The sequence below is a fragment of the Pseudoalteromonas sp. BSi20652 genome, assembly GCF_000239855.1.
In the GTDB taxonomy this organism is placed as follows: Bacteria; Pseudomonadota; Gammaproteobacteria; order Enterobacterales; family Alteromonadaceae; genus Pseudoalteromonas.
This window is the reverse complement of the sequence record NZ_BADT01000227.1, coordinates 1-6,861: the sequence shown is the minus strand read 5'-3', so window position 1 is coordinate 6,861 and position 6,861 is coordinate 1. Positions and strand designations below refer to the sequence as shown.

At 38.6% G+C, this 6,861-nt stretch carries 4 protein-coding genes and 1 pseudogene; all 5 read right to left on the bottom strand.

Translation table 11 applies throughout. From position 1 onward, the window contains the following. Positions 1-733: CHASE4 domain-containing protein (locus tag P20652_RS19195; protein WP_033018131.1), on the bottom strand; the 733-nt coding region annotated here is incomplete at its 3' end. 125 nt (positions 734-858) lie between these two features. After that, the gene (locus P20652_RS01275) at positions 859-1,839 is read right to left on the bottom strand and encodes a sensor histidine kinase (protein WP_008172486.1); all 981 of its coding nucleotides are present in this window, start codon (positions 1,837-1,839) and stop codon (positions 859-861) included. After that, positions 1,832-2,382 (bottom strand): annotated as a pseudogene (locus tag P20652_RS01280) (heme NO-binding domain-containing protein). Before P20652_RS01280 ends, P20652_RS01275 begins: the two are co-directional and overlap by 8 nt. 9 nt (positions 2,383-2,391) lie before the next feature. Next, positions 2,392-3,516, bottom strand: coding sequence for an HDOD domain-containing protein (locus tag P20652_RS01285; protein WP_008172480.1), 1,125 nt, complete (start codon positions 3,514-3,516; stop codon positions 2,392-2,394). 767 nt (positions 3,517-4,283) lie between these two features. Continuing rightward, the gene (hrpB, locus tag P20652_RS01290) at positions 4,284-6,710 is read right to left on the bottom strand and encodes an ATP-dependent helicase HrpB (RefSeq protein ID WP_008172476.1); all 2,427 of its coding nucleotides are present in this window, start codon (positions 6,708-6,710) and stop codon (positions 4,284-4,286) included. Positions 6,711-6,861 lie beyond the last annotated feature (151 nt).

Genomic DNA, 6,861 nt, shown 5'->3' with positions numbered 1-6,861 from the left:
TATGATGATGCTTTATAGTAAAAAGCAGTAGCGGGTTACCATTAATATCTAACAATACTCGTTGTCGCTGTGTAGCGATTGGTTCATCTTGCAAACCGCCTTCAAGCCTTGCTATTTGAGTAGGTACACTTTCATTACTTATCACGGAGTAACTTAACTGTATTTGTGCTATTTCTGCCATCGATGATATTTGTGATGGCCTTACTTTTTTTATAAAAACAATTGCACCAATCGGTTCACCTGTTTTATCGGTATGCTTTATAGCGTGGGAAGCAAACATAATAGGCCCATGTTTGCTGCGCAAAAATCCAAAGCGGCTTAGTGTATTTTCTTGTGCTTTAAAATAAGGATGGATAGAACGGTTTGTAGGCTTAGCAAGTAAATCAAAGCTTGGTAAATCAAACGTAGTCCCTTCAATAAAATCATATGTGTGTTCGTACACTTGTTTATAGTTCATATCATAAATAATTACACCATCTATTTTGAGCGATACAAAGGTATCGTCCACATAGTTAGAATCTAAATATTCTTCATCCAAACTAGTCATGTAATCATACGTATCATCCCACACAGCGTAATCATAATTAATTGTTTTTAAAAACAAAAACTCTCTAGCCAATGAAATCTCAAGGCTTGTTAACTCTCGTTCTTGGTAATCTTTGATACTGTTATTTAACGTAGGTAAACTAAAAAAATAACGATATCCAACCAATAAGCTTGTTACAAAGCACATTAAAATTAAAGTACCTATTATTACAAAACATCTCAATGTCATAGTGTAAGTCTAATATAGTGATATAAATCAAAGTAGCCGCAGTACTTTAAAACAGTTAATTTTACGCTGTTAGCGTTATAAAACTACAGCTGGTTATTTAAAGATGGTTCAGGCATTGTGGTAATAGGTATTATGCAACGCATTAATGTCCCTTCATTGAGCTTGCTCTGAACCTCTATCATCCCGTTATGCTCTTTAAGTACATTATAAACAATCGCCATTCCCATACCAGTCCCTTTTCCCACGGGTTTAGTTGTGTAAAAAGGTTCAAAAATTTGGTTAACTGTTTGCGCGTCCATTCCACATCCGTTATCCATTACCTCTACATAAATATTTTCTTGATCTGAAAACAATTTAATAATAATTTTTCCCTGTTGACCTTCAACTAAATCGCAGGCATATTTTGCATTTAACAATAAGTTTACAAAAACTTGGTTAATAGCCGATAAATTACAATAGCTTAAAGGAATTTCATCTTTATAACACTCAACATCACACGTTTTAAGCTGATTAGCCAACAATTTAATCGCCCCATTTAACGACAGGGTAATATCAGAGGCCGTAAACATATTATTTCTAGGCCGCGCAAAATTAAGTAAATTGTCTACAATAGCCGCTATACGCTCTAACCCCTCATGAGTGTCATCAAGTAGCTCATCTAAATCGTCTAAAATAAAGTTTATATTACTTTCTTCATCAAGCTTAATTAATAACGCTTCTAACTCAGATGTAGATATAGATTTACCAATAAACTGCTTAGTTACTTGCATTAAAGTTATTAGCGTTGGTTTGTAAAACTTAATGCTTTCGACATTGCTCATAACATACGCAAGTGGGTTATTGATCTCATGTGCAACACCCGCTGACAACGTACCTAAAGTGGCCATTTTATCCGTTTGCATCAAGTTTGTTTGCTGGTTTTTTAATATAGTGAGCTTTTCTTTTAATTCTTGATTTGCACAAAACAGTTCGCGCGTTTTGCTCTCCAGTAACGATTCTAATTCATCTCTGGCTGCTTTTTCACGTAAGTACGCTTTTTTGTAATTGTAGTCGTCATCAGCCATTTTCAGCCTCATATTTAATTTCTATCATGCATTTATCAAAACCACTATGCATGCATTGAATATGATTTAACGTTACATCAATATTATAATAATCCGCCGCGCCATAAATAAGCCCCTCTGCACACATACAAAGTTGTCTTTTTGAATAATATTCCATCAAAATAAAACCGTTCTTAATAAGCCTTGCATTGATCTCTGGCAGATTGGGTTCGTGATAAAGTTTAGACACCTCAACGTGTATCACTTTGTCTATGCCCATAATTAGATCTGCAAAACCATTAAAGCCTTCAACAATGCCTAGGTGAGTTCTGTTTAAATGGCCAAATAAATACTGCCCAAACGCTTTTAATACCTCAGGCATGGTCATCGATAAAGCCGTTGCTACATCGTTTGCTAACCCTAGTATTTCTTCATCAGGGTAACTTTGAGCTGAAATGTACACACGCCCTTCTGGCGCATTTTTTCAAGTAAATCGTCCCATGCGGCCATACCACACTTTTCAATGACCAACGCTTCAAGACCTCTAAAAACAACACCTTTCATAAATAACCCTTAATAGCTTTGTGTGGTATTTTCGTGCCATTGTTGCACGTCGGATAGTATTTTTAAATCATCTATTAAGTCGTATTCCCCTTGGGTAAAGCTCAATGCTTTATCACAAAATACATGTTCAACAACAATGTGGATCACTGTTAACGACACCCTTTGCTCTGTTGGTAAATTATCAATTAACTGAGCCTCTACTATTTTTTGATCAAACCCCCAAAGGGCAAGTATATAAGCGCTCAATAAAAACTTAGGAACTTCACCACTCTCTACCCCTGAGGTCGTGTTGCTCATTATAATCAATTCACCAATCACACTCAGTAAACCTACAGCGCACGAAAATAACTGAGTTTGCCTATCTTGCTTAAGGTATTTAGCTAGCGATTGCGCTAACTCGGCTTTTTTATACCCTTTATCTATTAATTGGTTTAATGCTTTTTGTTGTGTTTTAGTGACTAATTGATGGGAGAGCTCTGAAAACACCACAATTGCCCGCAGGTTTATTAAACCAATACGAACAATGGCTTCCTTTAGGTTTGAGGTATGGCTGTCAAAGCCCATAAACGCTGAGTTAGCAACCTGTAGTATTTTTCCTGCAAGCACAGGATCGTGGCTAATACCTTGCTCTAAAGTAAAAATGTTAGGCTCACTATTATTGAGCTCATTGAGTAAACTTTGCGTCACCGCCCCTAAAAATGGCAATGCTGTCAGCCGCCCTAAAATGGTTTTATAGTATGACGATATTGGCAAAATTTTTAATAACTTTGCACTGCCTAAAACACTTTGTAAATGAGATTGAGTAAAGGGCTTAACAAGGTGAAAATGAATAGCATTATTTAGTTGTAGCTGAGAGTTATCGCTGAGGTCTCCGGTTAGCAAACACCTTAATGCAGACGGGCAAATATCTTTGGCTTGTTCAAGCACCTTTTTACCCGATGAGAGCTGCATTGTAGAGTCGCAAAAAATAATATCAGGTATGCCGTTATTAGTTATTTGTTCTTCAAATTTGGCAGAGAAATTTAAGCTCGATATGTTTGCATTTGGGCATAAACGTTTTAGCGTGCGGGTCAATGCGCGCTGCAGTAATTCGTCATCGTCTATAACGAGTATATTGATGTTCTGGTCATGCATTCATTATACCTAAAGTTATAACGTATTAGTTTATAACTAAAGCGTAGTATAAATTCATCAATAAACATAAATTCAAATACACTAATTAAGGCTTTATTTACAGTAAATAGCAAAAAAGCAAATACATGGTTTTATTGATGATACTTGCGGATAATCGCTACTTTGTGGTTTTTATAACGAATGGCAAAGCCTGTATCGTTAAACACAAATGTACTAAGCAGTGTGCTTTTAAACAACGTGTGTGTACCTAAAAAAACTCATACCTTCGCACATCTGCTTTTTATCATCAGGAGCACGTGAGTCATCCGGTTGATACACAATATGCTGATTGCCAATATCATCAGCTAACAATGCAAGGTGAGCCTCAGGCTCTTTATTCCTTTATTAGATTCTTATGTGGCGGTCATTGTTTTACACTACTGCTGCGCAAACGCATTTAAGCCGAGTGGCTTTTCAGCATACGTCGTAAAAGCAGAAACTAAAGCAAAACCTAACGTTAAAAGTAGCTTCATCACTTACCCCCCTGCAGTTAAAAATATTGATTCATTTATAGGAACACTATATTAATGTGTTCAATAATAGAACAAACAACTTTAAGTAACTAATAGCCATTGCATTAAATTAGTGTTCATTAAAACGCTAACACAACAGCATAATAACAAGGCAAAATTACGACATACCCTTGTTATATAAATATATTTTTAACGCAGTGAGTGCACTATTTAATACAATAAAATGCTCATATTTTAATAAAACGGGTATAGCACCTACATTTTGCTTTTTACTCTATTAGTTGCAACGCTGTTGGCAGGGTCGTCTGGCCAAAAATGCTTAGGGTAGCGACCTTTCATTTCCTTTTGCACATCGCGGTAACTGCTAGCCCAAAAGTGCGCTAAATCTTGAGTAAGTTGCAGTGAGCGTTTACCCGGCGATAGCAACTCCATAAGCAGTGGCAGTTTACCATTGGCAAGCATTGGCGTACTGGTCAAGCCATAAACTTCTTGCATACGCACACTGAGCTTTGCGGGGCCATCAAGTTGGTATTCTATTTTTATATTTGAGCCACTTGGCACCGTTAAGCGCAGTGGTAACAATGCTTTTAAAGCGGTTTGTTGTTGCCAATCAAAACAGTTTTGTAATGCTTCAAAGTAGTTAAACTTTTTAAGCTGCGTGAGCGTTTTAATATCCTCTAAAAACACGCCTAGCCACTGCGCTGCATTTTGAATAAGTTGTTGCTCGCTTATAGTTGGGAATTTATCGGGTAATAACTTACTTGCTAAGCTCATGCGTATCAGCAATTGCTGCGCATCAGGTTGCTCGTTAAATAATGCAAAACTATGTTTAGCAAATAAGTTAAGCCACGCTTTGGCGCGCTCGCTTTTATCAAGCTTTTGTTTACTAGGCTGGCTGCTGAGCGTTATAGCCCCGAGTTTTACTTCATCTTGATGAATAAAACGCGCTGATTTTTCATCAAACTCACAACGAGTAAGTTCACTAAATAAATGCGGTAAAAATTCTTGTAACTCAAATGGGTTAAGCGCAGTGGCTGTAAATATACGCCCACCTTTGTGCCCGCCCATGGTTGCTATAGCTAAGTAATCGTCGTTGTGCCAGTAATCGGCATTTAACTCAGCACCTGCACCATTGGCCAGTAAGTAGCCATTACCACGCTTTTTAGCAATGCGATCAGGATAAGCCAATGCCACCAGCAAACTAATATAATGCGTATTTAATTCGCTGTTTTCGTCTTTTACTTTTAAGCGGTTTTGCCAATATTTTAACTGTTGCTTAAATACCGGATGCGGCCTTTGTTGTTGACTATGCAGCGCTAAACTCAACTCGTTTGCACTGTTTACTCGGCTCTCAAGTAATGCCACTAAATAAATAGCAAGGCGATAAATACCAGGGAGTTGGTCATCAAGTATGTGTGCTTTTAATAGCATATGCGCCAAACGAATATCAGCACCAAAACCTAACATTTTACTGCCAAGCGGTGTGAGCTTACCTTTGCTATTAATGGCTTCAAGCATGTTAAGCAGGTTACTTGCTTGCTCGCATTGTTGCTCAGAGGGTTTATCGAGCAAGGTTAACTCATTAATACTGGCTCCCCATTGCTTTGCCTCAAGCATAAGTTGGCTTATGTCTGATGTGAGTATTTCGGGATTGTCGTGACTATTACGTCGTTCAAAGGTTTGCTTTGAGCCAATTCGATAAACAATGCCCGGCTCTATTCGTCCTGCACGCCCTGCTCGCTGCACAGCAGACGAGCGCGATATACTTTGTGTTGTGAGCTCTGTAACCCCTGTTTTTAAATTAAAGGTCGCTGCACGGCGCTTGCCGCTGTCAATTACAATGCGTATGCCTTCAATAGTTAAACTGGTTTCGGCTACATTGGTGGTAAGCACTACTTTGCGCATGCCGTTTGGTGCAGGAGCAATAGCGGCTTGCTGATTAGCTTTATCTTGCTCGCCAAATAGCGTTGCAACTTGGCAGTTACTGGGTAGATCGGTGAGTGCTTGTTGTACGCGTAGTATCTCAAATTGCCCAGGTAAAAATACCAATGCGCTACCTGTTTGCTCATTAAGTGCTTGTTTTATTATGGTAGGAATTGCATCAAGCCAGCGGCTTTCATCTTTTATGGGTATGTATACTTCGTCTATTGGGTAGCTGCGACCGCTTGATTGAATTACAGGGCAATCAAAAAACGCAGTGTAACGCTCAGTATCTAGCGTTGCCGACATAAGTAGTATGGTTAAATCTTCACGAAGTGCACTTTGGGTCTCGAGCGCAAAGGCAAGTGAGGTGTCGGCTGCAATTGAACGCTCATGAAATTCATCAAATATAAGTAAATCAATATCGCTTAATTCGGGATCGTTCTGCAGCATGCGCGTTAACATGCCTTCGGTGACTATTTCGAGGCGTGTATTAGCGCTTACTTTACTCTCGCCCCTAATCCGCAGGCCCACACTTTGCCCAACACTCTCGTTTTGGCACTTTGCTAAATAACTGGCAATATTACGTGCAGCTATTCGGCGAGGCTCTAACATTACAATACGTTTAAAATGCCCGTCGCGCATGAGTTGCAGCGGCAACCAGGTTGACTTACCCGCCCCAGGCGGTGCTTGTAATAACGTAATAGGATTACTTTGTAATGTAGTAACGAGTTGTTGATATATGTCTTGAACCGGCAGCACAGCTATTTACCCTAAATTACTTTGCAGGCATTGTAGCAAAAAATAATCGTGCGACGGCGATTCATATTATTAGTATTTGATGACTATAGGCGTAAAGCACTATCAAATTAAATAGTAACTAACTTTCATCGACTCTCTCAATGAATGAAAA

Excerpts from the sequence above, each read along its gene's own strand:
- P20652_RS01275 (WP_008172486.1), bottom strand. The coding sequence starts at position 1,839 with ATGGCTGATGACGACTACAATTACAAAAAAGCGTACTTACGTGAAAAA.
- P20652_RS01285 (WP_008172480.1), bottom strand. The coding sequence starts at position 3,516 with ATGCATGACCAGAACATCAATATACTCGTTATAGACGATGACGAATTA.